Source organism: Streptomyces sp. NPDC059201 (genome assembly GCF_042754585.1).
GTDB lineage: Bacteria > Actinomycetota > Actinomycetes > Streptomycetales > Streptomycetaceae > Streptomyces.
The window spans coordinates 983,887-1,007,064 of record NZ_JBHZBB010000001.1 but is presented as its reverse complement, the minus strand read 5'-3'; the positions used below and the strand labels follow the sequence as shown (position 1 = coordinate 1,007,064).

At 73.8% G+C, this 23,178-nt stretch carries 23 protein-coding genes; 7 read left to right on the top strand and 16 right to left on the bottom strand.

The genetic code is table 11. From position 1 onward, the window contains the following. Positions 1–69: 69 nt before the first annotated feature. Positions 70–1,539: a PLP-dependent aminotransferase family protein gene (locus ACFXMG_RS04460; protein WP_383815110.1), complete on the bottom strand. Its 1,470-nt coding sequence runs from the start codon at positions 1,537–1,539 to the stop codon at positions 70–72. A 134-nt stretch (positions 1,540–1,673) separates the two neighbouring features. Between ACFXMG_RS04460 and ACFXMG_RS04455 the strand changes: the two genes are divergently transcribed. Further along, complete coding sequence (locus ACFXMG_RS04455) at positions 1,674–1,886, top strand: hypothetical protein (protein ID WP_383815112.1); 213 nt, start codon at positions 1,674–1,676, stop codon at positions 1,884–1,886. Here the strand turns inward: ACFXMG_RS04455 and ACFXMG_RS04450 are convergent. Beyond that, positions 1,871–3,346, bottom strand: a complete 1,476-nt coding sequence (locus tag ACFXMG_RS04450; protein ID WP_383815114.1) for a DUF6777 domain-containing protein — start codon at positions 3,344–3,346, stop codon at positions 1,871–1,873. The two genes, ACFXMG_RS04455 and ACFXMG_RS04450, sit on opposite strands and share 16 nt — an antisense overlap. 242 nt (positions 3,347–3,588) lie before the next feature. On the opposite strand from ACFXMG_RS04450, the gene ACFXMG_RS04445 reads away from it, so the two are divergent. Next, entirely contained in the window at positions 3,589–4,341 is a 753-nt protein-coding gene (locus ACFXMG_RS04445; RefSeq protein ID WP_383815116.1) for a hypothetical protein, read from the top strand. Positions 4,342–4,358: 17 nt separating this feature from the next. Continuing rightward, positions 4,359–4,604: a hypothetical protein gene (locus ACFXMG_RS04440; RefSeq protein WP_383815117.1), complete on the top strand. Its 246-nt coding sequence runs from the start codon at positions 4,359–4,361 to the stop codon at positions 4,602–4,604. A gap of 19 nt (positions 4,605–4,623) precedes the next feature. On the opposite strand, the gene ehuA is transcribed toward ACFXMG_RS04440, so the two are convergent. The 8 genes from ehuA to ectA all read right to left on the bottom strand — a co-directional run bounded on the left by ehuA (position 4,624) and on the right by ectA (position 10,985). After that, a complete protein-coding gene (gene ehuA / locus ACFXMG_RS04435; protein ID WP_383815119.1) occupies positions 4,624–5,442 on the bottom strand; it encodes an ectoine/hydroxyectoine ABC transporter ATP-binding protein EhuA in 819 nt (272 codons plus the stop codon). Further along, on the bottom strand, positions 5,432–6,067 hold the full coding sequence (gene ehuD, locus ACFXMG_RS04430) for an ectoine/hydroxyectoine ABC transporter permease subunit EhuD (protein ID WP_383815121.1): 636 nt from the start codon (positions 6,065–6,067) through the stop codon (positions 5,432–5,434). Before ehuD ends, ehuA begins: the two co-directional genes overlap by 11 nt. Then, entirely contained in the window at positions 6,067–6,759 is a 693-nt protein-coding gene (ehuC, locus tag ACFXMG_RS04425; RefSeq protein WP_383815123.1) for an ectoine/hydroxyectoine ABC transporter permease subunit EhuC, read from the bottom strand. The genes ehuD and ehuC overlap by 1 nt, the downstream gene beginning before the upstream one ends. Next, positions 6,756–7,667, bottom strand: a complete 912-nt coding sequence (gene ehuB / locus ACFXMG_RS04420; protein ID WP_383815124.1) for an ectoine/hydroxyectoine ABC transporter substrate-binding protein EhuB — start codon at positions 7,665–7,667, stop codon at positions 6,756–6,758. Before ehuB ends, ehuC begins: the two co-directional genes overlap by 4 nt. A 48-nt stretch (positions 7,668–7,715) precedes the next feature. Then, the gene (thpD, locus tag ACFXMG_RS04415; protein WP_383815126.1) at positions 7,716–8,615 is read right to left on the bottom strand and encodes an ectoine hydroxylase; all 900 of its coding nucleotides are present in this window, start codon (positions 8,613–8,615) and stop codon (positions 7,716–7,718) included. Positions 8,616–8,663: 48 nt separating this feature from the next. Next, a complete protein-coding gene (locus ACFXMG_RS04410; protein WP_383815128.1) occupies positions 8,664–9,068 on the bottom strand; it encodes an ectoine synthase in 405 nt (134 codons plus the stop codon). Between the two features lie 38 nt (positions 9,069–9,106). Continuing rightward, positions 9,107–10,360 (bottom strand): diaminobutyrate--2-oxoglutarate transaminase, encoded by a 1,254-nt coding sequence (gene ectB / locus ACFXMG_RS04405; RefSeq protein ID WP_383815320.1) that lies wholly within the window; start codon positions 10,358–10,360, stop codon positions 9,107–9,109. Positions 10,361–10,436: 76 nt separating this feature from the next. Next, positions 10,437–10,985: a diaminobutyrate acetyltransferase gene (gene ectA, locus ACFXMG_RS04400; RefSeq protein ID WP_383815130.1), complete on the bottom strand. Its 549-nt coding sequence runs from the start codon at positions 10,983–10,985 to the stop codon at positions 10,437–10,439. A 375-nt stretch (positions 10,986–11,360) separates the two neighbouring features. Between ectA and ACFXMG_RS04395 the strand changes: the two genes are divergently transcribed. Continuing rightward, positions 11,361–12,728 carry a streptophobe family protein gene (locus ACFXMG_RS04395; RefSeq protein WP_383815132.1) on the top strand — a complete coding sequence of 456 codons (1,368 nt, stop codon included), beginning with the start codon at positions 11,361–11,363 and terminating at the stop codon, positions 12,726–12,728. Positions 12,729–12,787: 59 nt separating this feature from the next. Here ACFXMG_RS04395 and ACFXMG_RS04390 read toward each other — a convergent pair whose 3' ends face one another. The 3 genes from ACFXMG_RS04390 to ACFXMG_RS04380 are packed head-to-tail and all read right to left on the bottom strand — an operon-like array spanning position 12,788 to position 17,275. Then, positions 12,788–13,804 carry a serine/threonine-protein kinase gene (locus ACFXMG_RS04390; RefSeq protein ID WP_383815134.1) on the bottom strand — a complete coding sequence of 339 codons (1,017 nt, stop codon included), beginning with the start codon at positions 13,802–13,804 and terminating at the stop codon, positions 12,788–12,790. Next, complete coding sequence (locus ACFXMG_RS04385; protein ID WP_383815136.1) at positions 13,804–14,649, bottom strand: hypothetical protein; 846 nt, start codon at positions 14,647–14,649, stop codon at positions 13,804–13,806. Before ACFXMG_RS04385 ends, ACFXMG_RS04390 begins: the two co-directional genes overlap by 1 nt. A 19-nt stretch (positions 14,650–14,668) precedes the next feature. Next, on the bottom strand, positions 14,669–17,275 hold the full coding sequence (locus tag ACFXMG_RS04380; protein WP_383815138.1) for an FHA domain-containing protein: 2,607 nt from the start codon (positions 17,273–17,275) through the stop codon (positions 14,669–14,671). Positions 17,276–17,402: 127 nt separating this feature from the next. Here ACFXMG_RS04380 and ACFXMG_RS04375 point away from each other — a divergent pair, with 127 nt between their 5' ends. Next, positions 17,403–18,053: a TetR/AcrR family transcriptional regulator gene (locus ACFXMG_RS04375; RefSeq protein ID WP_383815139.1), complete on the top strand. Its 651-nt coding sequence runs from the start codon at positions 17,403–17,405 to the stop codon at positions 18,051–18,053. Here the strand turns inward: ACFXMG_RS04375 and ACFXMG_RS04370 are convergent. Beyond that, entirely contained in the window at positions 18,017–18,823 is an 807-nt protein-coding gene (locus ACFXMG_RS04370; RefSeq protein ID WP_383815141.1) for a class II aldolase/adducin family protein, read from the bottom strand. The genes ACFXMG_RS04375 and ACFXMG_RS04370 overlap by 37 nt on opposite strands. Before the next feature lie 119 nt (positions 18,824–18,942). Then, entirely contained in the window at positions 18,943–19,788 is an 846-nt protein-coding gene (locus ACFXMG_RS04365) for a DUF3626 domain-containing protein (protein WP_383815142.1), read from the bottom strand. 134 nt (positions 19,789–19,922) lie between these two features. Here ACFXMG_RS04365 and ACFXMG_RS04360 point away from each other — a divergent pair, with 134 nt between their 5' ends. Both ACFXMG_RS04360 and ACFXMG_RS04355 read left to right on the top strand, forming a co-directional pair. After that, on the top strand, positions 19,923–20,582 hold the full coding sequence (locus ACFXMG_RS04360) for a ThuA domain-containing protein (protein ID WP_383815144.1): 660 nt from the start codon (positions 19,923–19,925) through the stop codon (positions 20,580–20,582). A gap of 100 nt (positions 20,583–20,682) precedes the next feature. Further along, positions 20,683–22,080, top strand: coding sequence for an NADP-dependent succinic semialdehyde dehydrogenase (locus ACFXMG_RS04355; RefSeq protein ID WP_383815146.1), 1,398 nt, complete (start codon positions 20,683–20,685; stop codon positions 22,078–22,080). A 69-nt stretch (positions 22,081–22,149) separates the two neighbouring features. Here ACFXMG_RS04355 and ACFXMG_RS04350 read toward each other — a convergent pair whose 3' ends face one another. After that, positions 22,150–23,178 carry a PHP domain-containing protein gene (locus ACFXMG_RS04350; protein ID WP_383815148.1) on the bottom strand — a complete coding sequence of 343 codons (1,029 nt, stop codon included), beginning with the start codon at positions 23,176–23,178 and terminating at the stop codon, positions 22,150–22,152.

Here is a 23,178-nt window from a genome sequence, read left to right as displayed (position 1 = left end):
GCGCCCCCCACGCCCCGCACGCCCCCGCGCCCCGCACCCACGCGCGCGTGCGCCCGTCAGGCCGACCCGTCAGGCCACCCACTCCGGCAGCGCCGGATCCGCGAACCGACCCGGCGCCCCCTCCAGGGCCGCCGCCAGCCGCTCCGCCGCCGACTCGTACACCTCCTCGGGCAGCGTGTACGGGATCCGCAGCCGGTGCTCGTGTGTGCCCGGATCCACGCCGAACCGTGCCCCGCCCTCCACCCGCACCCCGTGCCGCAGCGCCCGCGCCGCGAGCTGCGTGGCCACCGGCCGCCCCAGGTCGATCCACAGGCACATCCCGCCCGGCGGCACCGTCCACCGCCACTCGGGCAGGTGCCGGGCCAGCGCCGAGCCCAGCGCCTCCCGGCGGCGCCGAAGCTCCGCCACGCGCGCGTGGACGATGGGTTCCAGGCGCCGCATCAGCGCCACCGCGACCAATTGGTCAAGGACCGAACCCGACAGGTCGGCCGTCACCCGGGTCCGCGTCAGCTCCGTCACCACCCGCGCCGAGGCCCGCACCCAGCCCACCCGCAGCCCGCCCCAGCAGCTCTTGCTCAGCGAGCCCACCGACACGATCTGCTCCCCGGCACCGGGCCCGGCCGCCGCGGCGAACGGCGCCGGGGCCGGCACGTCCAGCGCCATGTCCGTCAGCGTCTCGTCCACCACCAGCCACGTCCCCGTCGCCCGCGCCGCCCGCGCCAGCTCCCGGCCCTGCTCGCGCGGCATCAGCCGGCCCGTCGGGTTGTGGAAGTCCGGGATCAGATACGCCAGCCGGGGCGCGGTCTGCCGCAGCGCCGCGTCCACGAGACCCGTGTCCCAGCCGGCGTCCGTCACCGGCACCGGCGTCACCCGCATCCCCCGGACCCGCATCGCGTCGAGGGCGTTGGTGTACGAGGGGTTCTCCGCCAGCACCCGGTCGCCCGGCCGCCCGAACTGCGTGAGCACCAGCGACAGCGCCTGCTGCGCCCCCGTCGTCACCAGGATCTGCTCGGGCCGCGTCGGCAGCCCCCGCTCGGTGTACCGCTCCGCCACCGCCGCCCGCAGCTCCGGCAGGCCGTACGGGTGGTAGCCCTGTGAGGCGGCCAGCCGCGGCAGCTCGGCGGCGGCCTCCGTCAGCGCCTCCGCCAGCTCGGCGCGCGGCCCCTGCGGCGAGGCCAGCGCCAGGTCGATCACCTCGCCCGCCGTGTCCGGGAACGGGCCGAGCGACGTCGGCGCCTGCCCGTCCGGCAGCGCCGTCCACGTCCCCGCGCCCCGGCGGCTGTGCGCGTACCCGGACTCCCGCAGCAGGTCGTACGCCCCCGTCACCGTCGTCCGGCTCACCTCCAGGACCTGCGCCAGCTCCCGCTCGGCGGGCAGCCGCAGCCGCAGCGCCACCCGCCCGTCCAGCAGCGCCTCCCGCACCGCCCGCGCCAGCTCCCGATAGCCGAAGCGGCCCTCCGTCGGCGGGGTGAGCAGGGAGGCGAGCTGGCGGCCCGACAAGGTCCGGTCCGCTGTGTGGACCACACGGCCATCGGCCATGCCAATCACTCCTTATTGGCTCTGCTATCCGGGCCAATAAGGCTACAGACTCTCCGTCAGTGGCCTGGTGCCGCGTCCGATGAACTGCGTGACGGGCCACATCCCCGACGCGCACCACCGAGAGGAGCACGACGATGACCACGCACTTCACCGACCGCGACGAGCGACTGTGGCAGCGGTACGCCGAGGAGCGCCCCGCCCGCCCCCTCCCCGTGGCCACCTGGCTGCGCACCCTGCGCGCCACCCTCCGCTCCCACCGCCCCGCCGACCGGACGACGCGGACGCCCGTACCGGAGAGGTCCGGGACGGGCGTCCGTCTGGGGCGGGGGCCTCAGGCCACGAGGTGAGGGCCGGGGCCGGGGGCCGGGACGGTGGGGGGCAGGGGGGAGAGGTCGGAGGGCGTCGCCGCCGAGGCGGTGTCGGTGGTCGGGTCCGTGCCTTCCGTCGTGACGTCCGTGGTGGTGTCGGTCGTGGCCTCCGTCGTGGTGTCGGTGGTCTCCGGCTCCTCGGTCGTCGTGTCGGGGGTGTCGGGGGTGTCGGGGGTCTCGGTCGGCGGCTCCGACGGCGAGTCGGAGGGGGACTCCGTCGGGGTGTCGGTCGTCGAGGGCGACGGAGTGGGGGTCGTCTGCGTCGGCGAGAGCGTGCTCGGGCACACGGACGGCGTCACGCCGTCGGTCGGCTCCGGCGTCTCGTCGCCGGTCACCGTCACGCACGGCGTCGGCGAGGTCGGGGTGACCGAGGGGGACGTCGCCGACGTGGTCGGCGACGCGGAGGTGGTGGTCGGCGTCGGTCTGGGCGGCGGCGGGGTCGGCTTGTCCTGCCGGCCCGTGTCGCCGTGCTTCCGCGCGAACCAGGCGTCGTCCTCGGGGTCGTACACGACGAAGACGTTCACGACCTTCACCGACGGCGCCACGACGACGACCTGGGAGGCGTTGTAGCTCGGCCACGGGGTGCCCGTGGTGCGCGGCTTCTCCTGGGCCACCGGCTCCGTCAGCGGGTTGCCGCAGGCGCACCGCACGCGGGGCACGCCCCGGCTGTCGACGAGGACCGCGGTCCCCGCCTGGAGCACCGCCTGGTAGCTGGTGGCGGAGCCGTTCTGGTAGCCGTGGTTCGTGACCCGGGTGTCCACCCGGAGCTGGAGCGGCGTCAGGGAGCGGAGATAGCCCGGCACCGCGTTCGGCTCCAGGCCGAGGACCCCGGCGAAGGCCGCGTTCTTGGCGGGATCGGCGGCCAGGAAGCGGACCTGCTTCTCGACGTCGCAGCTCGCCGTGGCGCGCGTACCGCCGTACAGACCGGGCGTCGAGCCCGACACCTTCGGGGTGGCCGCCTCCGCCGTACCGGTGCGCGGCGCGAGCGACGCCGCCCCGGACTCGCTGTCGGTATTGGCGGTGGAGGCCGTGAAGGGATCGGGACCGGACGCGGAGGTGTTCTGGAGGAAGACCTCCCCGCTGCCACCGTTGCCGGCCGTGTCGCCCTTGTCGTCCGACCGGCTGAGGAGGACGACGCTGAGCGCGGCTGCCGCCACGACGACGGCGGTCAGGGAGGCGACCTTCGGCACGGACCGCCACCACGGCGTCCCGCCGTGCCTCCCGCCGCCGGAACCGTCCGACGGCCCGCCCCCGGAACCGCCACCGCCCCCGCCTCCACCCCCTCCACCCCCGCCGGAGCCGTCGTGCGGCGGCACGGACGGCGGACCGGCCACCCCGGGGCGGGTGGCCGCGCCGGAGAGCGGACCCGAGGGCGGGCCCGTGGGCGGACCGGACGGGGGAACCGACGGAGGGCCGGACGGCGGCGGTTGGGAAGTCACGTTTTTCCCTTTCTTCCGTTCGGCGCCCATTCTGAGCGCCCCACGCCCACCCCGCACCCGCACCGCCCGCCCACGGAGCACCGCACCCGCACCGGACGGCGACATTGCCGGAGGCCGGTACCGGAACCCCCGCCGGGCTGCTGGCGACACACCTGACACACGCCATCCGCCGTGTGGCTCAATCGAGTCGCCCGGGGAACGTCAGCGACCCCGGACGCGGCAACGGGGGGAGTACGAGGCGGATGCGGACGACCACGACGGGACGGGGCATACTCCGGCAGCGCGCCTGGGGCAGCCTCTGCGCCCTCCTCGGCCTGCTGGCCCTCGCAGCGGCCTACGGGCTCGGCGCGACCCTCCCCGCGCAGATCGCCGCGGAGCGCGCGTACCTCGCGGCCGGGCCCTGCCCGTCCGGGCAGCCGGCCACGGACGAGGCGGACTGCCTGCGCGCGGTCCACGGCACGGTGGAGTCCACCGAGGAGGTCCGCTCCGGGAAGACACGCCACTTCCGGGTGTGGCTGCGCCCACCGGCGCCCGCCCCGCTGGACCGATCGCTGGACCGGCCGCTCGACCTGAGCACGACGGGCGAGCTGTCCCAGCTCCTGGAGCCCGGGGACGAGGTGGAGCTCACCGCGTGGCGGGACGTCCGCGTCTCCGTCCTGCACGCGGGCGTGCGGGAGGATCTGGACGCGCTGCCGGACGGCGAGGTGGGACCGCTCGCGGGCGTCGTCACGGCCTGCGTCTGGTTCGCCGTCGCCGCCTTCATCGGCGCGTACGGAGGCGGCCGCCGCGCCCGGCGCATCGCGCGGGGCCTGCCCTTCAGGGACCGGATTCGCTTCGGCCCGGCCAAGATCGGCGGCGTACTCGCCGTCCCCCTCCTCGCGGGCTTCGCCTCCGGCGCGCTCTGGGACGGCTGGACGGCCGTCCTCGTCACCGCGGCCGTCACGGCGCTGATCGGCGTCCAGGCCACCGTCTTCGTCCTGCGCGTCGACCGCTGAAAGGAAGGAAAGCACCTGTGAACAGCGACGAGCCCGTCTTCAAGAAGAGCCGCTGGGGGACGAACCGCTACACCTACAACCCCAACAACCCCATCGGTATGGCCCTCATCATCCTCACCCTCGCCGTCACCCTCTTCGCGCTCGTCGCGATGGAGAACCGCTGGGGCCCCTTCGCCCCCGACCCCGGCCCCACCTGGAACCCACCGACCTCCCCGTACGACCCTCCGGCCCCACCCACAGCGCCGCCGCCGGCCACGTGGTGACGGCGGGGGTGACGGCGTTTCACTTGATCGACCGGAGGAACGCCCGCGTCCGCTCGTGCTCCGGCGCGTCGAGGAGCTCCTCCGGCGGGCCGGACTCCAGGACGTGGCCCTCGTCGAACATGAGGATCCGGTCGGAGATGTCGCGGGCGAAGCCCATCTCGTGGGTGACGCACAGCATGGTGATGTCGGTGCTCGCGGCCACGTCCCGCAGCACGTCCAGGACCTCCGCGACGAGTTCGGGGTCGAGCGCGGACGTCACCTCGTCCAGGAGGAGCAGGTCCGGCCGCATCGCCAGGGCCCGGGCGATGGCGACGCGCTGCTGCTGCCCGCCGGAGAGCCGCGTGGGATGGGCGTCCTCCTTCTCGGCGAGCCCGACGAGGCCGAGGAGGTCCCGGGCGCGCGCGGCGGCCTCGTCCCCGTCGAGGCCCAGGACGTGCCGGGGCGCCTCCATGACGTTCGCCAGGACGCTCATGTGCGGGAAGAGGTTGAACTGCTGGAACACCATCCCGACCCGCCTGCGGCGCGGCGCGAGATAGCGCTCGTCGGCGGGGACGAGCTTGCCGCCGCCGGACGGCATGTGGGAGTACGGCTCCCCGTCCACGTGGACGACGCCGTCCGTGACCCGCTCCAGCGTCATCAGCAGCCGCAGGATGGTCGTCTTCCCGGAGCCGCTCGGGCCGATCAGGGTCACGCGCTCGCCCGGCGCGACCGCGAGGTCGAGGCCGTCGAGGACGGCGTGGTCCCCGAAGCGTTTCGTCACCCGGGCGAACCGGACCTTGTCCGGCGGGTGCGCGGACGCGGCCTCGGGGGCGCTCTCGGGGGCGGTCTCAGTGGGCAAGGCGGGCCTCCAGTCGGCGGACGAGCAGGGACGTCGGCCAGCTCGCCAGCAGGAACACGGCGGCGGCCAGGGTGAAGCTCTCCAGATAGGCGAAGTGGGTGCTGCCGAAGGTGCTCGCCTCGTGGACCATCTCGTTCACGGTGATGACCGAGAGGAACGGCGTCTCCTTGAACATGGAGATCGCGTAGTTGCCGAGCGAGGGAAGCACCTTCCGTACGGCCTGCGGCAGGACCACCGCCCGCCACACCCGCCGGCGCGGCAGGGACAGCGCCGTGCACGCCTCCCACTGCCCCTTCGGTACGGCGTCGATGCCGGCGCGGTACACCTCGGAGAGGTACGTGGCGTAGTGCAGCCCGAGGACCAGGACGCCGAGCGTGAGCGGGTCCAGACCCGGCACCAGTACCCAGGCGGCGAACAGCTGCACCATCACCGGCGTCGAGCGCACGAACGAGGCGACCGCCCCCACGGGCAGGGCGATCCACCGGGCGCCGGAGCGCTGGATCAGGGCCACGCCGAGCCCGGCGACGACCGCGACGGCGAAGCCGAGAACGGTGGCGAGCAGGGTGACGCCGAAGCCGGACAGCACGACGGGCAGCGCGGCGCGGGCCGCGTCCATGTCCCACATCACGCACCACCTCCGACGACGCCCAGCCGCGCCTTGGCCCGGCGCTCCAGCGCGTTCATCCCGGCCCCGAGGAGCGCGGCGACGCCGAAGTACAGCAGGAGCAGCAGCAGATAGGCGGCGGCGGTGCCGCCGGTCGCCGCGCGCAACTGGTCGATCTGGAAGGTGAGATCGGTGACCGTGACGAGGGACAGCAGGGGAGTCGCCTTCAGCAGCTGGATGAGGAGGTTCTTGAAGGGCGGCACCATCAGGGGGTACGCCTGCGGGAGCACGACCCGCCGCAGACGCAGCCGCGACCCCATGCCGAGCGCGATCGCGGCCTCGGTCTGGGAGGCGGGCACGGCCGCGATCGCGCCCCGCACCACCTCCGCCCCGTACGCCCCGTAGTTGAGGCCGAAGGCGAGCACCCCGCAGGCCATCGGCTCCAGCCGGAAGCCGAGCATCGGCAGAGCGAAGAAGAGCCAGAACAGCTGGACGTAGAGCGAGGTGCCGCGCAGGAACTCGACGGTGAAGCGCGCGGCGCCGCGGACGACGAGGGCGCGGGAGCGGGAGGCCAGGCCCAGGGCGAAGGCGACGAGCAGCGCGAGGACCGCGCCGAGCGCGGTGGCCTCCAGGGTGACCAGGAGCCCCTCGCCGATCGCCGGCAGGGCCTGGCCCAGCTCGTTGAGGAACGCGGCCGTGCCGGAGCCCGTCATGCCGCGCACAGCTCCGCGGTGCGCAGGGTGCGCGGCGGCACCTCGCGCGCGGTGAAGCCGTACTTCCCGATCAGCGCCACGTACCGGTCGGGGTCGCCGGTGATGCGCGCGAGTTCGTCGTCGAAGGCGTCCCGCAGGGATTCGGCGCCCTTACGGAAGACCGCGCCGCCGGGGCTGTACTGCTTCACCCCGTCGATGACCGGCACGAACGGCTCCAGCACCTCCACGGCGGCGCTCCCGTTGGTGCGGGCGAGCCAGCGCAGGGAGATGCCGGTGAGGGCGAAGGCGTCGATCCGGCCGGCGAGCAGCGCGTCGAGCCCGTCCTGCTGCTTGCCCACGGTCACCACGGCCCCGTCCCGGACGCCCGCCGCCTTCGCGTACCCGCCCTCCACGGCGGCCGTCAGGACGCCGACGCGGACCTTCTTCTTCGCGCAGGACGCCAGGTCGCGCAGGCCCTTCGGGTTGCCCTTGCGGACCATGAGCGCGGTGGGGGAGACGAACTCCGGCTCGGAGAAGGCGACTTTGTCGCACCGCTCGGGCGTGATGGCCATGCCCGCGCTGACGACGTCGAAGCGCCCGGCGAGCAGCCCGGGGATGAGGGCGCCGAACTCGGTGAGGGTGCCCTTGAGTTCGGGGATGCCGAGCGCTGTGAAGATCTCCCGGTGGAGGGTGGGCGCCTCCCCGGCGAGCTCGCCGCCGTCCTGGAAGCCGTACGGGGCCTCGCCGGCGAAGCCCACCCGGACGTGGCCCTGCTTCCGCAGCTTCGCCAGCAGGTCCGCGTCACCGGCCGGTGCGCCGGTGCCGACCTCGGTCCGGCTGCACGCGGCGAGGAGCCCGGGAACGGCGAGGGCCCCGCCGAGGAACGCGCCCCGGGTGAGGAGCTGTCTGCGGGAGGGGTGCGTGGTCATGTCCGTCCTTTCGGGAGGGGCGAGCGGGCCGGGAAGGCATCGGGAGGTTCAGCCGAGGGGCGTGGTGTCCCGGGACGCGATGTAGGAGGGCCGGCGGACCGGGGCCGCGAACGGCAACTCCGGTGCGTTCTCGACGCTGTTGAAGACGAGGAAGACGTTGCTGCGGGGGAACGGCGTGATGTTGTCGCCGGAGCCGTGCAGGGCGTTGCAGTCGAACCAGACGGCGGATCCCGCGTCGCCGGTGAAGTGCTCGATCCCGCAGGCGTCGGCGAAGGTCGTGAGTGCCTTGTGCGAGGGGGTGCCGGCGTCCTGCATCCGCAGCGACTGCTTGTAGTTGTCCTTCGGGGTCTCGCCCGCGCAGCCGAGGAAGGTGCGGTGCGAGCCCGGCATGATCATGAGGCTGCCGTTGGTGGTGAAGTTCGGCGTCAGCGCGATCGACACCGACACGGCCCGCATCAGGGGCAGTCCGTCCTCGGCGTGCCAGGTCTCGAAGTCGGAGTGCCAGTAGAAGCCGCTGGCGCCGAAGCCGGGCTTGACGTTGATCCGCGACTGGTGGATGTAGACGTCGGAGCCGAGGATCTGCCGGGCGCGCTCGACCAGCCGCGGATCGTTGGCGAGCCGCGCGAACACCTCGCTGATCCTGTGCACTTCGAAGACCGAGCGGATCTCCTGGGACCGGGGCTCGACGATCGCCCGCTCGTCCTCGCGGGTCCGGGGATCGGCGACCAACCGGTCCAGTTCGGCGCGGAGTTCGTCGACCTCCTCGGGGGAGACGAGGGCATCGACGGCGAAGAAGCCGTTGCGCTCGTACTGCTCCAGCTCACGCGGCCAGAACGGGCCGGGCGTGCCGGGCTCGGACCACACGACGGGCTCCTTGCGGTAGACGAGGGCCTCCTCGGTGCCGCGGGTGGGGTACGGGTCGACGGGGCGGGCGGGGGCGGTGGTCATCGCGTGCGGGGCCTTTCTCGTACGAACGGGGGCGCGGTCCAGGGCTGTTCAGGCGTCGCCCGGCTCGGCGAGCACCGGGTAGACGCCGTTCTCGTCGTGCTCCTCGCGGCCCGTCACCGGCGGGTTGAAGACGCACAGGCAGCGGAAGTCCTCCTTGACCTTGACGGTGTGCCGCTCGTGGCCGTCGAGGAGGTACAGGGTCCCGGGCGTGATCGTGTACGTCTTCCCGGTCTCGTGGTCCGTGAGTTCGGCCTCGCCCGCCGTGCAGACGACCGCCTCGACGTGGTTCGCGTACCACATGGCGGTCTCGGTCCCGGCGTACATCACGGTCTCGTGGAGGGAGAAGCCGACGCGCTCGCGGGCGAGGACGATGCGCTTGCTCTCCCAGGTGCCCGAGGCGGCGCGCACGTGGCGGTCGGTGTTCTCCAGCTCGTCGAAGCTGCGGACGATCACGTGGATCTCCTTGTCTTGGGGGGCGGTGTCAGGTGAGGTCAGGCGGTGTGGCGGACGGCGCGGGCGAGGATGCCGAGGCCCTCGTCCAGCTCGTCGTCGGTGACGGTCAGCGGGGGCAGCAGCTTGACCACCTCGTCGCGCGGCCCGGAGGTCTCCACGAGCAGGCCCAGTTCGAAGGCGCGCCGGCAGACGGCCCGGGCGCGCTCGCCGTCCTCGAACTCCAGCCCCCACACGAGCCCGCGCCCGCGGGGCACGGTCCCCGTGCCGAGGTCGCCGAGCACGGCCTCGACGGTGGCGGCCCGCCGCAGGGTGCGGTCGCGGAGCGTCGAGTCGCGCCAGTACGTGTCGAGGGCGGCGGTGGCGGTGACGAAGGCCGGGTTGTTGCCGCGGAAGGTGCCGTTGTGCTCGCCGGGCTCCCACACGTCGAGCTCGTCGCGGAACAGGCAGAGGGACATGGGCAGTCCGTAGCCGCTGATGGACTTGGAGAGCGTGACGATGTCCGGGGTGATCCCGGCCTCCTCGAAGGAGAAGAAGTCGCCGGTGCGGCCGCAGCCCATCTGGATGTCGTCGACGATGAGGAGCATGTCCCGGCGGCGGCACAGGTCGGCGAGGCCGCGCAGCCACTCGGCGCGGGCCACGTTGACGCCGCCCTCGCCCTGCACCGTCTCGACGATCACGGCGGCCGGGTGGTCCAGGCCCGACCCGGAGTCCTCCAGGAGCCGCTCGAACCAGAGGAAGTCCGGGGTCACGCCGCCGAGGTAGTGGTCGAAGGGCATCTGGGTGGTGTGGGCCAGCGGCACGCCGGCCCCGGCGCGTTTGCCGGCGTTGCCCGTGAGGGCGAGCGAGCCGAGGGACATGCCGTGGAAGGCGTTGGTGAAGGAGACGACGGTCTTCCGGCCGGTGACCTTGCGGGCGAGCTTGAGCGCCGCCTCGACGGCGTTGGTGCCGGTCGGGCCGGGGAACATCACCTTGTAGGGGAGGGCGCGGGGTTCGAGGACGGTCGAGTGGAACGTCTCCAGGAAGCGCCGTTTCGCCGTCGTCGACATGTCGAGGCCGTGGGTGATGCCGTCGCCGCCGAGGTAGTCGAGGAGCGGGCGCTTCAGGGCGGCGTTGTTGTGGCCGTAGTTGAGCGAGCCGGCGCCGGCGAAGAAGTCGAGGAAGGGGCGCCCGTGCTCGTCGAACAGGCGGCTGCCCGTGGCGCGTTCGAAGACGGTGGGCCAGGCGCGGCAGTAGCTGCGTACCTCGGACTCGACGGTCTCGAAGACGGTGGGGGCGGGGGCGGTTCCTGCGATGAGCGTCATACGGACTCCAGGTGCGTGAGGCGGAGCGTGCGGGAGAGGTCGTGGCGCGCGGTGCGGTGCGGCCCGGTCAGAAGGCCAGGGGCGCGATGCGGTGCAGCACCTCGGACTCGTGGTCGGGGCCGGGGAACGCGGAGGACGGGAAGAGGACCGTCCGGGTCACGTCGGCGCCGTGCCGCCGCGCGTAGGCGCTGAACAGGCGCTCGGACGCGACGTTGTCCGGGGTGATGGTCGTCTCGACGGCGTCGAGCGGGTACGCGTCGGCGACGCGCTCCGACAGGTGGTCGAGGAGCGCCCCGGCGATGCCGTGCCCCCGGTACGAGGCGTCGACGGCGACCTGCCACACCAGCAGCGTCCGCGGCGCGTCGGGGCGGAGGTAGCCGGTCACGAAGCCCAGGGGCCGCCCGTCCGCGTCGCGGGCGACGGCGGACGTCTCGGCGAAGTCGCGGCACCACAGGAGGTAGCTGTAGGAGGAGTTGACGTCCAGCGTCTCGGACTCCCGCGCGAGCCGCCAGAGTTGGGCGCCATCGCCGGCCCGGGGCCGCCCGATGGTCCAACCCCGGGGAGAGACCGGCGCTTCGTCCCGGACACGTTCCGGTGCTGTGTGAGCTGTGGTCATGGGCGCCGAAGTTACCCAGCGCAGCCGTGAACTTCATGGCCCCGAAGGGTTCCGCGGAGCGGCGAGGCGTGGTATGCCCAGACGGCTATGCCTCGAAAGCCGGACGATCACCTCACAGTTTCCGGGGTGCGAAAGCGTGGATACAGGGCCAAAAGCTTCGTTTATAACGACGGCATAACACCTTCTCGCCGTCTCGAAGCCGACGCCGGAGCGTTACCGCATCGTCGGTCAAGAGGCCGTTTGGCGGAGCCGGATCCGGTTAGGGATGCCTCCTATGGGGTCGTGTTCACGGAGTGTCACCAAGGCGGTGGCGCCGCTCCGCCGGCGGTCCGGACGGACCGCACCCGCAGGCGGAGCCGCCCGGGCCGGACTAGCGTGGTCAGAGTGAGCAATCGGCTCCCCCACACCCCGCCCCCCGCCACCGGCCCGGGCGCCCCCGCCGGCGCCCCCGCCCCCGCGGGGCTCCGCATCGCCGTCCAGGCCCTCGCCGCCGTCGTCGCCGGCTATCTCGCGATGGGCGTCACCGCGGGACTCGGCCTCTGGGCCGCCGGAGCGGCCGACCTCCCCGGCGGCTTCGCCGCCGTCCTCGCAGCGGTCGTCGTCATGGCCGCGGGCGGACAGGTCGAGATCGCGGGCTCGGCCGGCTCCCTCGCCGGCACCCAGGGCGAACTGACCGCGATGCCCCTCACCGTCACCCTCGTCGGCGCGCTCGTCACCGGCGCGGTCTTCCTCCGCCCGCTCCGCCACCACGCGGTCGCCAGGGCCGGAGACCTCGCGGCGCGCGCCGGGGCCGTCACCGTCCTCTGGCTGGCCGCCCTCGCCGGGCTCTCCGCCATGGCCCGCCACGACTTCCCCCTCACCCTCGGCGTCGGCGACTCCCAGGAACCCCTCGCCGACCTCTTCGGCGAACTCATCGACGCGGCCGATCCCAGCGTCGGCTTCCGCACCCTCGTCGGCCCCACCCTCGGCTACGGCCTCCTGTGGATCCTCGGCGTCCTCCTGGTCGCCCTCCTCGTCTCCCGCCGCAGCCCCCTCCCCGCGCGCGTGCTCCGCTACCAGGAGGCCGTCAGACCCGCCGCCTCGGCGATGCTCCTGCTGCTCCTCGCGTACGTGGCCGTCGGCCTCGTCATCGGCCTCGTCGTCGCCGCCACCAAGGGGCACGCCGCCGAGACCTTCGCCGTCATCCTCCTCGGCCTGCCCAACGTCAGCTGGCTCGCCCTCGGCGTCGGCATCGGCGGCTCCTGGGAGGGCAAGGTCGAGGGCCCCTTCGGCCTCCCCATGCCGCAGATCCTCGACGCCGTGCTGCGCGGCGGCGGCGAGTCCCCCGACCTGTCCACGGTGGACCTGTCCTCGCTCGCCGCCCAGGACGGGCGCGCCTGGTGGCTGCTGCCCATCGCCGCCGTCCTCGTCCTCGCGGCGGGCTTCGTCGCCGCCGTACGCTCCCCGGCCCGCGTCCGGCCCTGGCAGCACGCCCTGCACCTCGGCGTCGCCTTCGCCCTCACCATGCTCGCCATCGCCCCGCTCACCCTCGTCCAGGCACGCTTCGGCCTGTCGATCCTCGGCATCGGCGACCTGGCGGCCCTCGGCGGCGAGGTCATGCTCCGCCCCGACATCTGGCGCACCGCCGGCCTCGCCCTCCTCTGGGGCCTCGTCGCCGGCTTCCTGACGGGCCTCCTGGCGACGCGCGCGCGGCACCGGGGCCAGATCCCTGCGGACGCCGGGTCCGAGCCGCAGCGGGACTAGGGACCCGGGCAGCGGGACCAGGAACCCGAGCAGCGGGGCTAGGAACCCGAACAGCGGGGCTAGGAACCCGAACCGAGGCGCCGGAACACCGGCTGAGCCCACCGGGGAGGTTCCGGCGGCGGGCCCGGCGCCCGGGTGCCCGCCCCGGTCGCGGCCGCCGGACCGCCCGGTACGCGCGCGAGTGCGGCCCGCAGCTCCGTGACGAACTCCAGGCACGTCCCGTACCGCTCCTCGGGCGTCTTCGCCAGCGCCCGCGCGAAGACCGCGTCCGCCTCCTCCGGCAGCCCCGGCCGGTGCTCGGCCAGCGGAGGCGGAGGGTCGTACTGCTGGGCCCACAGCACCGCCCAGTCGGTGTCGCGGCGGAACGGCGGCACCCCGGCGAGCGTCTCGAAGACCACACACGCCAGGCTGTACACGTCACAGCGGCCGTCCACCGGCTTCCCCGAGATCTGCTCGGGCGCCACGTAGTCCAGCGTGCCCACGAACTCGCCCACCGTCGTGAACCCGGTCAGCGACAGCGACTTCTTCGTCAGCCCGAAGTCGGTCAGGTAGACGTGCTCCGGATGGTCCCGGTCGGTGCCCTCCGCGACCAGGATGTTCCCGGGCTTCACGTCCCGGTGCACCAGGTCGTGGGCGTGCGCCGCGTCCAGCGCCGACGCGACCTGCGTGGCGATACGGCCCGCCGTCGACGGCGGCAGCGGACCCTCCCGGGCCAGCAGCGCCACCAGGTCCCGCCCGGCCACGTACCGCATCGCGATGTAGAGGATCCCCTCCGTCTCGCCCGCCTCGAAGACCGGCACGATGTGCGGGTGGTCGATCGACGCCGCCACCCGCGACTCGTGCGCGAAACGCTTCCGGAAGGTGTCGTTCCGGGCCAGCTCCGGCGCGAGCAGCTTCAGCGCGACCGTCCGGTCCAGCCGCAGATCCCGCGCCCGGTACACGACCGCCATCCCGCCGCGCCCGATCTCCGCCTCCACGCGATACCCCGCGATCTCCTTCCCGGCCAACCCCGATGGCCGCCCCGCAGGCAACCCACCGTCCCGCACCCCACCCGCACCCCCACCCGCGCCGGCCATCAGCGCTCGCCGTCCGCGTCAGCAGGCCGACTCACGACCTGGGTGGGCGGGGGAGCGGGGGTCTTCGCGGGGTCGGCCTGCGGTACGACCTGGGTGGGCGGGGGAGCGGGGGGCGGCTCGGGGTCGGCCTGCGGCACGACCTGGGTGGGTGGCGGGCCGGCGACCGCCGCCGGATCCAGCTCTGGCACCACCTGCGTGGGCTCGTACGCGACCGGCGCCGGCCGCGCCTTCTCCGGTACGGGCTCCGCCTCGCCGGGCTCCTCCGCATCCTCCGCCTCCGGGCCCGAGGTCCCCGCCCCCGCCGCCCCGGCCTGCTCCGGCCCCGGGGTCTCCGCCTTGCGGGACGGCGGGGAGTTGGCCGCGTACGTCGTCAGGCCGACCCCGTCGCAGTACACCCAGCGCTCGTGCTCGGCGTCGTACAGCCACACGGCCTCGCCGTCGACGACCATGCCGACCCGCAGGCCGCGCGTGCGGCGCCGGAAGGTCTCTCCGTCCGCGCGTCCGGCCGCCAGCTCGTCCACGGCCCGCCGGTAGCGGCCCAGCGCGTCCTCGGCGCGGGCGATGAGCGGGCGCGGGTCGGCTGTCCGGGTGAGGGCGGGGCCCGCGGCCGGAGGGTCGTCGGGGACGGCGACGAGGAGGCGGGCGTCCACCCACGCGGACCAGCCGTTGGAGCACAGCACCTGCCCCCAGTCGCCGGTCCGGTCCATGAGCCGTACCGGCAGGAAGGCGTCCAGCGGGACCGTCGGATATCCGGGGTCGGGCACCTGCCACGCGGAGAGCCCGCCGCGCGGCACGACGTGGGTGGGCCGGAACTCGGCCGTGTACTCGGAATCGGGGACGCTCACGCCCACCTCCTGATCGCGGTCAGCCGCGCATGACGACCGGTTCGTGACGGCGCAGCACCCGGGACACGGCGAGCGCGAGCGCCAGACAGAGCACGACCAGCATGCCCATGTCGAAGAGCCAGGCCGCCGCCGTGTGGTCCATCAGCGGATCGGTGGTCTTGTCGGTCGGCGCCACCGCCCCGATGTCGATGGTCGCGCCCATCGCGGCGAACGCCCACCGCGACGGCACCAGCCAGGCGAGCTGCTCCAGGACCGGGGTGCCCTGCACGCTCAGCAGCGCCCCGCAGAACACGACCTGGACGATCGCCAGGAGGACGAGCAGCGGCATCGTCACCTCCTCCTTGCGGACCACCGCAGACACCAGCAGGCCCAGCATCATCGCGGTGAAGGCGAGGAGGGCGACGGCGAGCGCGATCTCGATGAGCGGAGGCAGCAGGACCCCCTTGCCGTCGGGCACGTTGAGCGGCACGCCGACCAGGGCGACGAGGGTCAGCACCACCGCCTGCACGACGGTGACCGTGCCGAGGACGACGACCTTGGAGGCGAGGTACGCGGAACGGGACAGGCCGACGGCTCTCTCCCGGCGGTAGATCGACCGCTCCTTGACCAGCTCGCGGACGGCGTTGGCCGCGCCGGTGAGGACGCCGCCGACGCAGAGGATCAGCAGCACGTTCAGGGTGGACTCGGGGTTGAGGCTGCCCTCGGACAGCGCCCGGGCCATGGCGCCCATCACGAAGGGCAGCGCGATCATGATGACGAGGAAGGTGCGGTCGGCGGCGAGCGCGGTGGTGTAGCGCCGCACGAGGGTCCGCAGCTGTCCGCCCCAGCTCTGCGGCTTGGGCGGCCTCGGCGGCGGAGTGTGTGGGGTGCCGCCGGGTGCCCCCGCGGCGCCGGGATCGGCGCCCACGGGCGCGTACGGCCGGAGTGTCGCGTCCTCGATGTACCGCCGGTGGAAGCGCGAGCCCCGGTACTGCCCGGCCCAGTCCCGCTCCCGTTCCGTCTCGAACGCCTCGAATGCCTCCGGCCACTGGCCGAAGCCGAAGAAGGACAGGGTGTCGTCGGGCGGCCCGTAGTAGGCGACCCGGCCGCCGGGGGCGAGCACGAGGAGCCGGTCGCAGACGTCGAGGCTGAGCACGCTGTGGGTGACCATGACGACCGTCCGGCCGTCGTCCGCGAGCCCGCGCAGCATGTGCATCACGGAGCGGTCCATGCCCGGGTCGAGTCCGGAGGTCGGCTCGTCGAGGAAGAGCAGGGAGGGTTTGGTCAGCAGCTCCAGGGCGACGCTGACCCGCTTGCGCTGCCCGCCGGAGAGGCTGTGGATGGGCTGGTCGGCCCGTTCCGCGAGCCCCAGTTCGCCGATGACCTCCTCCACGCGCGCGTGCCGCTCGCCGGGCGCGGTGTCTCCGGGGAAGCGCAGCTCGGCGGCGTACGAGAGGGCGCGCCGGACGGTCAGCTGGAGGTGCAGGATGTCGTCCTGCGGGACGAGCCCGATGCGTTGGCGCAGTTCGGCGTAGTCCCGGTAGAGGTCGCGGCCGTCGTAGAGGACCGTGCCCCGGTCGGCGGGCCGCTGCCCGGTGAGGGCGCCGAGCAGGGTCGACTTCCCGGCCCCGGACGGCCCGACCACCGCGAGCAGCGACTTCTCCCCGACGGGGAACGAGACCTCTTCGAGCAGCGTCTTCCGCCCGTGATCGACCGTGACGGCCAGCTCCTGCACGTCCAGCGAGATCTCACCGGTGTCGGTGAACTCGACGAGCTGCCCGCCGGCCAGACAGAACGCGCTGCGCCCGATCCCGACGATGTCGTCCGCCGTGACCCTGACCGGCTCGACGACGGGCCGCCCGTTGAGAAAGGTGCCGTTGTGACTGCCGAGGTCGTGGATCCAGTACGTACCGTCCGGCCGCGCGAGCAGCTCCGCGTGGTGCCGCGACACCACAAGGTCGGCCACGACGACGTCATTGTCCGCCGCCCGCCCGATCCGCACCCTGTGCTCCGGCAACGGCCGCACAGCCGTAGGCCGCCGAAACGTCCCCGTAGCCCCAGGCCGAGCCACCCCCACAGGCCGAGGCACCTCCACCCCGGGGGAGGGCAGCGCCGAACCGCCGACGCCGTCCCCGACGGGCGGCAGGGAGCCCGCGCCCGCCGCCCCGGTGCTGAGGCCCGGCTGCGCCGAGGGCGCCTCCGGCTGCCCCGGGGGTGACTCAGGCTGCGCCGCGGGCGTCTCGGGCCCCGCCGCGGGCGCGTCCGGTCGTCCCGGGGTCGCCAGAGGCTCCGGGGCCGGTGTCCGGGGTTTCGCGGGTTCGGGGGGTGGGGTGGTGAGGACCGCGCGGGGGCCGTTCTGGGGGTGGCCGAAGCGGACCACCGTGCCGGGGCCCACTACGCGCGGGAGTCGCACCCGTACGCCGTCCGCGAAGGTGCCGTTGGTGCTGTCCTCGTCGGCGAGCGTCCACTGGCCGCCCGCGGCGCGGAGCACCGCGTGGTGCCAGGACGCCCGGGCGTCCGTGAGCACGATGTCGCTGGTGGGGTCACGCCCGACGCGGTAGACGCGGCCCGGGTCCATCCGCGTCGTGACCCCGTCGACGAGGAGGACCAGGCCGGGTGCGGCGGGCGCGACCGGCCGCTCTCCCATGCGTGAATCCTATCCGCCGGGGCCCCGGCCCGCCCGGCGCCGGAGCCTGGGGCGGGGGTGCCGGACGCGGGTAGGGTGAGCGCCGGGCGCCGCGGGGAGCGGCGCCGGAGCGACAGGGAGGGCGGACGTGCCGAAAGGCGTCACGAGGCGGCGGCCGCGCACCAGGGCGGCGCTCCTGAAGGCCGCGCTGGAGGCGTTCGCCGAGCACGGTTTCCATGCCACCACCATCGAGCAGATCTGCGAGCGCGCCGGGTACACGCGCGGCGCGTACTACTCGAACTTCGCGAGCAAGGAAGAGCTCTTCCTCGCCCTGTTCGACGGGCACAGCGAGCGGACGGTACGCCGCCTCGCCGCGTCCATCGACGCCCTGACCGCGGAGGAGTACACGCTCACCCGCCTAGCGGAGCTGGCCGCGACCATCGAGCCGGACGAGCGCGACTGGTACCTGGTCACCACCGAGTTCACGCTGCACGCCATCCGCGACCCGCAGGCGGCCTGGGTGCTGGCCCGGCACGACGAGCGGCTGCGGGCGGAGATCGCGCGCGGCCTCACGCTCGTCCTGCGCCGGGCGGGGCGTGAACTGACCGTGGACGCCGACCGGTTCGCCCGCCTGCTCATCGCCCTGCGCGAAGGCGGTCTCGCGCAGAGCTACGTGGAGCCGGAGGCGCTGCCGCCGGGCGCCCTGGAGCGGCAGTTCCTGCCCGCGCTCCTGGAGGTCTCGACCCGCCCCGCGGACGGGCCTCAGTCGAACAGGTCCGGGTCGGACGCCACGATCTGATCCCACAGCGGCCGGGCCTGGAACCAGCCGGCCAGGTGTCCGCCGATCTGCCCCCGGGTGAGCAGCGCCGTCTCGCGGTCGATGAGCTGCGGGGTGCCGGCGGCCATCGCGAGGAGCTGCGCCTGGCAGGACCGCTCCATGGTGACGAACCACCAGACCGCCTCGGCGACGGAGTGGCCCACCGTCAGCAGCCCGTGGTTCTTCAGGATCACCGCCTTGTGGTCGCCGAGCGCCTTGGCGACCCGCTCGCCCTCCTCGGTCTCGTTCACGACGCCCCGGTAGTCGTCGTAGATCCCGTGGTCCTCGAAGAAGGCGCAGGCGTCCTGGGTGATCGGATCGAGAAGTATCCCCAGGCTGGAGAACGCCTTCCCGTGCAGCGAGTGCGAGTGCGCCGCCGCGACCGCGTCGGGCCGCGCCGCGTGCACGCGCGAGTGGATGACGAACGCGGCCCGGTTCACCGGCCGCCGCCCCTCGAGTACCCGCCCCTCGTGGTCGACGAGGATCAGATCGGACGCCTTGATCTGACTGAAGCTCATGCCGAACGGATTGACCCAGAAAGCGTCCGGATCCCCCGGATCCCGCACGGTGATGTGCCCCGCGACCCCCTCCGAGAACCCGAACCGCCCGAAGATCCGAAACCCCGCGGCAAGCTGCTCCTTACGATACCGACGCTCCTCCTCGACACTCCCGAACGAAGGCGGCAACGCCAACTCCACCCCCTCGGGCAACGGCCCCACAGCGGCGGCAAGGGCGGGCGGCACGATGCTCATGGCGACTCCAAGAAGGATGCGGAGGAGGATGCGCAGCGAGCCGAAAAGATACAGCGACGTATCCGATCCATCAATGCACGGGCTGTGGTGGGGCGGGTGCTTGGGTGACTCGGGGTGTGTCAGGGGGTTGGGGTGCCGAAGCGGGCCAGGTAGTGCCAGACCCGTTTGACGTCTTGGGGGTCGTACGTCCCCGAGAGGGAGGCCGTCTGGACGATGTGGGCGTCCAGGTGGCCGTCCACGGCTATGCGGGTGCCCAGCTCGACGTACTCGGGGCCTCGGAACTCCGGGTGGCGGCGGAGTTCGGCTACCGGGAGGCGGAAGCCGGCGTGCCACTCGACGGGGCACGGGAGGCGGCGGGCCGCCTGTTCCACTTCGGTGCCGCGGTGGCTCGGGTCCAGGACCAGGGCTTCGACGTCTCGCGCGAGCTCGACCGGGCCGTGGACCTGCGCCTCGACGTAGTCGTCCAGGGGATCCTGCTCGTCCGCCTCCGCCAGTGCCACCAGGGCCATCCGGGACGCCACGCCGAAGTCCGTGGGCTCCAGGAAGCTGTCGGGGTAGCAGAAGCTCGTCCGGGTGCTCGCCTCCGGGGTCAGGCGCAGATGCGCGGAGCCGAAGCGGGGCGCGGCGCCGTACGGGCGGCGGCGGAAGTCCAGGGCTCCGTAGACCGGGCGCTCGTGGGCCGGGGCGTCGTCGTACGCGCCGCCGAAGATCCGGCTCTCCCAGTGCCAGCGGTCGCCGCCGGGCCGCGCGGTGAGCCCGCCGTTGCTGGTGCCGGTCACGAACTGCGAGCGGTAGACGCCCTCGTCGGCCAGCCGGTCCAGGAAGTGCGGGTGGAAGTTGAGCGTGACGCGCAGGTCCGGGTCCATCGCCGCCCCCGACGCGCGTGCCTCCACGTGCGCCAGTGCCCGCCGGGCCGCGTCGTGGAGCGAGGGAGCGGCGGGGCGCGCCGCGGGAGTCGTCGTCATGCGGGGAGTGTGCCCGAGGCGGCAGGCTTGCGGCGCGGGGATTTCGCTGGCTACGGTCTCGGCGGAGGGCGATAGAAAGCGCTTGCTATCGTGCCTTCGCCACCCCTTCACTCGGACACCCAGGAGCAGCCCACGTGCCCACCGCCGACGTCCTCGTCTACACCCGCACCGCCGGATACCGGCACGACTCCATCCCCGACGGCGCCACCGCACTCTCCGAGCTCGCCTCGGCGCGCGGACTCACCGCCGAGACCACCGAGGACCCCGCCGCGTTCACCGCAGACGGCCTCGCCGGCCGCGCCCTCGTCGTCCTGCTCTCCACCACCGGCACCGTCCTCACCCCCGAGGGCCGCACCGCCCTGGAGGCGTACCTCCGGGGCGGCGGCGCCCTGCTCGCCGTCCACGCCGCCGCCAACGCCGAACCCGACTGGCCCTTCTACGGCGAGCTCCTCGGCACCCGCTTCGCCGGGCACCCGCCGCTCCAGCCCGGCGCCGTCCTCGTGGAGGACCCCGGCCACCCCGCCTGCGCCCCGCTGCCGCGCCGCTGGGAGTGGACGGACGAGTGGTACGAGTACACCTCCCACCCCCGCAGCGCGGGCGTCCACGTCCTGCTGTGCGCCGACGAGACGACGTACGAGGGCGGCACGCTCGGCGACGACCACCCGCTCGCCTGGTGCCGGGCCGTCGACCGGGGCCGGTTCCTCTTCACCGCGCTCGGCCACACCTCGGAGGCGTACCGCGACCCCGCCTTCCGCGCCCACCTCGACGGCGCCCTCGCCTGGCTCCTCGACTGACGCACGCGCGCGTACGTCACCCCACCGCACCCGCCCCCCTTGCGCCCCGGCCCCGGAAGCGGGAGGTTTCCCGTGGGGGCCGACGCAGGAGGAGAAGGCCATGGCCATCGCCACCGTGAACCCCGCCACCGGCGAGACGCTGCGCACCTACGACGCGCACGGAGCGGACGAGGTGGAGCGGCGGATCTCCGCCGCCCACGAGGCGTTCCGCCACTGGCGCACCACCCCCTTCGCCGAGCGCGCCCGGCTGCTCCGCGCCGCCGCCACCCTCCTCGACGAGGACACCGAGGACATCGCCCGCACCATGACGCTGGAGATGGGCAAGCCCCTCACCGCCTCCCGCGCCGAGGCCGGCAAGTGCGCCAAGGCCATGCGCTGGTACGCCAAGCACGCCGAGGAGCTGCTCGCCGACGAGCACCCGGCCGAGAGCGACGTCCGCGACTCGGGCGCCGACCGGGCCCGCGTCCACTACCGGCCCCTCGGGCCGATCCTCGCCGTGATGCCGTGGAACTTCCCCCTCTGGCAGGTGATCCGCTTCGCCGCGCCCGCGCTCATGGCCGGCAACACCGGGCTCCTCAAGCACGCCTCCAACGTGCCCAGGACCGCCCTCTACCTCGGCGACCTCTTCCGGCGCGCCGGCTACCCCGACGGCTGCTTCCAGACCCTCCTCATCGGCTCCGGCGAGGTCGAGGCCGTCCTCCGCGACCCGCGCGTGGCCGCCGCCACCCTCACCGGCAGCGAGCCCGCCGGCCGGGCCGTCGCCGCCGTCGCCGGGGACGTCGTCAAGAAGACCGTGCTGGAGCTCGGCGGCAGCGACCCGTACATCGTGATGCCCTCCGCGGACATCGTCCGGGCCGTGAAGACCGCCGTCACCGCGCGCGTGCAGAACAACGGCCAGTCCTGCATCGCCGCCAAGCGGTTCATCGTCCACGAGGACGTGTACGAGGACTTCACCGAACGCTTCACCGCCGCCATGAACGCCCTCACCGTCGGCGACCCGCTCCACGAGTCCACCGACGTCGGCCCCCTCGCCACCGAGAAGGGCCGCGCCGACCTGGAGGAGCTCGTCGACGACGCCGTACGCCTCGGCGCCACCGCCCTGTGCGGCGGCCGCCGCCCCGAGGAGCCCGAGCTCGCCCGCGGCTGGTACTACCGGCCGACGGTCCTCACCGGCATCACCCCCGCCATGCGGATCCACCAGGAGGAGACCTTCGGCCCCGTCGCCACCGTGTACGCGGTCCGCGACGCGGAAGAGGCGGTGACCGTCGCCAACGACTCCCCGTTCGGGCTGAGTTCCAACGTGTGGACCCGCCGCGACGAGGACGTCGACTTCTTCGTCCGCGACCTCCAGGCCGGTGGCGTCTTCGTCAACGGCATGACCGCCTCCCACCCCGCGCTCCCCTTCGGTGGCATCAAGCGCTCGGGCTACGGCCGCGAGTTGTCCGGCCACGGCATCAAGGAGTTCTGCAACGCGACGACGGTCTGGCAGCGCGCCTGACCCCGGCACGACCCCATCGCGGACCCCACCGAGAGCCCGCCCCACCCGTGACCCACCCCCGAGCCCGGCCTACTCCCGCGCCCAGGCCAGCAGCCCGTCCGCATCCCACGTGTTGATCACCCGTTCGGCCGGTACGCCGCACTCCTCCGCCCGCGCGCAGCCGAGGAGCTGCCAGGCCAGCTGGCCCGGCGCGTGCGCGTCCGTGTCGATCGCCAGGTACACCCCGGCCTCCACCGCCTGCCGCAGCAGCCGGCGCGGCGGGTCGAGCCGTTCCGGACGGCTGTTGATCTCCACCGCCGTGCCCGACTCCGCGCACGCGGCGAAGACCCGCTCCGCGTCGAACTCCGACTCCGGCCGCAGCCGCCCGCCCGCGACCAGCCGGCCGGTGCAGTGGCCGAGGACGTCCATCAGCGGGTTCCGTACCGCGTTCTCCATCCGCCGGGTCATCGCCCGCGCGTCCATCCGCAGCTTCGAGTGGACGGACCCCACCACCAGGTCGAGCCGGTCGAGGAGTTCGGGCTCCTGGTCGAGGGAGCCGTCGTCGAGGATGTCGCACTCGATGCCGGTGAGCAGACGGAACGGCGCCCAGCGCTCGTTCAGCCCGGCCACCACGTCCAGTTGCTCCCGCAGACGCTCCGCCGACAGGCCACGGGCCACGGTCAGGCGCGGCGAATGGTCCGTCAGCACCGCCCAGTCGTGGCCCAGTTCGATCGCCGCCCGCCCCATCGCCTCGATCGACGCCCCGCCGTCCGACCAGTCCGAGTGGAGGTGGCAGTCCCCGCGCAGCGCCGCCCGCAGCTCCCGCCCGCCTTCAGGCTCCGCCGGCTCCACCTCCAGCGAGTCCGCCAACTCCCTCTCCAGGTCGGCCAGATAGTCCGGGACCCGGCCCTCCAGCGCCTCCCGCACCACCGCCGCCGTCTTCGGCCCGACGCCCTTCAGGGATTCCAGCGTGCCCGCCGCCGCCCGGTGCTCCGCCTCGCCTTCCGGCAGCGCGGCCACCGCCGTGGCGGCCGTACGGAAGGCCCGTGCCCGGTACGCCGGTGCGCCGCCGCGTTCCAGCAGGAACGCGATCCGGTTCAACGCCGCCACAGGATCCAT